Here is a 2,729-nt window from a genome sequence, read left to right on the forward strand (position 1 = left end):
GTGATACAGAGCCATGCCCCTGTGGCGGGAAGCCTATCCTGGTCTTTATTTGATCAATGTATGGTTTCATTAAATCCTGATTGACAAGCATGTTAGCTGGGATTTCAATGACCTCAAATCCTGCTTTTTGCAACAGCGCGATTTTCAGCAGCGTCGAACCCTTCCTGGTGTTGAAATCACCACCCACATAATGAGACGGTCCCTGAACTTCAATCACCATGTTGTGATCTGGCAGTAGCAGGTCAACCGGAGGCAGTGAGTTCAGACTCTTTTCTTCTTCAATCTGCAAAGAGGGAATGCATGATTGGAGTTGATTGCGGAATTCGACTTGAGGTTTTGACATGATTGTCTGGTAATGGGGGACGAACGGGCATGATCTCCCAAGCCAACTTGCGGCCATGGCAATAACGGATTGTTCCTCTTCATTGTCTGGGAATGTATTTTCCAGGCGAGTAAACAGGTCATTCATGTGTGTTTCAAGCACGTTATTTTTATTGGCATTGGAGAGTAGAGATTGCCTGGCACAACATACCATTACTCCCCAGAGAGAGAGCGATATCTCTTGCTTAGGGAGCTGAGGTTTTTTACTGATTCGGTAGACAAGGGATTCAACCGCAGATGTAACCACGTTCAGCTCAACAAAGTCACCCAGTTTCGCCATGGCCCACAGCAGGTTGGCAATACCCTGGGCATTAAATTGGTCTATTTGTGCGTTCACGTGGGGCAGCAGCGCTGCCACAGCCTCGTTGAGCCCTGGTGTCCACTCCTGCCCGCTGTCCACCAGTTTCGCCATGGCCCACAGCAGGTTGGCAATATGCTGAGGAATAAATTGGTCTTTCTGTACGTTCACCTGGGGCAACAGCGCGACCACAGCCTCGTTGAGCCCTGATGTCTGCTCCTGCACGTTGTCCACCAGTTTCGCCGTGGTCCATAGCAGGTTGGCGATTTCCTGTGGTTTAAAGTTAGCTTTCTGTGCGTTCACGTCGGGCAATAGGCTGGCCACGGCCTCATTGAGCCCCGGTGTCCGCTTCTGCCCGTTGTCCAGCAGTTTGGCCATGGCCCACAGCAGGTTGGTGATACCCTGTGGTGTAAAGTTAGCTTTCTGTGCGCTCACTTGGGGCAACAGTGCGGCCACGGCCTCGTTGAGTTCTGGTGTTTTCTCCTGCCCGTTGTCCACCAGTTTCGCCATGGCCCACAGCAGGTTGGCGATGTGCTGAGGAATAAATTGGTTTTTTTTTGCGTTCACGTGGGGCAACAGCGCGGCCACGGCCTCGTTGAGTTCTGGTGTTTGTTCCTGTTCGTTGTCCACCAGTTTTGCCATTGCCCACAGCAGGTTGGTGATATGCTGAGGAATAAATTGGTTTTTTTTTGCGTTCACGTGGGGCAACAGTGTGGCCATAGCCTCTTTGAGCCCTGGTGTTTGCTCCTGCCCCTTGTCCACCAGTTTTGCCATGGCCCACAGCAGGTTGGCGATACCCTGTGGTGTAAAGTTTGCTTTTTGTGCGCTCACGTGGGACAACAGCGCAGCCACCGCCTCGTTGAGCTCTGGTGTTCGCTTTTGCCTGTTGTCCACCAGTTTCGCTATAGCCCACAGCAGGTTGGCGATTTCCTGTGGTTTAAAGTTAGCTTTCTGTGCGTTCACGTGGGGCAGCAACGCGGCCACGGCCATGTTGAGCCCTGGTGTCAATTCATGCCTGTTATCCACCAGTTTCGCCATGGCCCACAGCAGGTTGGTAATGCCTTGGCTATTGAATTGGTCTTTCTGCGCGTTCACGAGGAGCAACAGCGCGGCCACGGCCTCGTTGAGATCTGGTGTTTGCTCCAGCCCGTTGTCCACAAGTTTTGCCATGCTCCATAGCAGGTTGGTAATGTCCTGGGCATTAAATTGGTTTTTCTTTGCGTTCACGAGGGGCAACAGCACGGCCACAGTCCCTTTGAGCCCTGGTGTCTGCTTACGCCCATTGTCCACCAGTTTCGCCATGGCCCACAGCAGGTTGGCGATTTCCTGTGGTTTAAAGTGAGCTTTTTGTATGTTTACGTGAGGCAACAGCGCTGCCACGGTCTCTTTGAGTTCTGGGGTCCGTTCCTGCCCGTTGTCTACCAGTTTCGCCATGGCCCACAGCAGGTTGGTGATTTCCTGTGGTTTAAAGTGAGCTTTCTGTGCGTTCACGTTGGGCAATAGGCTGGCCACGGCCTCGTTAAACTCTGGTGTTCGCTCCTGCCCGTTGTCCACCAGTTTCGCCATGGCCCACATCAGGTTGGCAATATGCTGAGGAATAAATTGGTCTTTTTGTGCGTTCATGTGGGGCAACAGTGCGGCCACAGCCTCTTTGAGCCCTGGTGTTCGCTCCTGCCCGCTGTCTACCAGTTTTGCCATGGCCCACAGCAGGTTGGAGACACCCTGGGCATCAATATCCCTGGCTGGAGGTTTTTGGTTGCACTTGAATATGATTGCATCAAGTAGCGTTGACAGTAAGGCAGCTTGAGTGCGCTTAACACGCTCATCTATGGGGTTATGGGGGGTAAAAACACCCGCTGAAGTAAATGAATGCAGTGTTGTCGTCAGGCTTCGCCAATTCCAGCTCCGTGTTACGGAAAAACTTTGCAGTAAACGTATCAGCTGGCTTTGCTCGGCTTGATTTAATGGTCTTTTAGCAGCTGACGTGTATTTTTTAATTGAATTGGCATATAGGCCGTGATCTTTCCCATCATAGTGATCACCGAAACAG

1 protein-coding gene is annotated in these 2,729 nt (G+C 51.8%); it reads right to left on the bottom strand.

The window, feature by feature from the left end; translation table 11 throughout:
- Positions 1–2,729, bottom strand: a 2,729-nt coding sequence (locus ACO6V1_RS23335) for a DUF1601 domain-containing protein (RefSeq protein WP_422468913.1), incomplete at both ends; no start/stop codon positions are given.

This window comes from Endozoicomonas sp. ALC013, from assembly GCF_049310205.1.
Taxonomy (GTDB): domain Bacteria; phylum Pseudomonadota; class Gammaproteobacteria; order Pseudomonadales; family Endozoicomonadaceae; genus Endozoicomonas.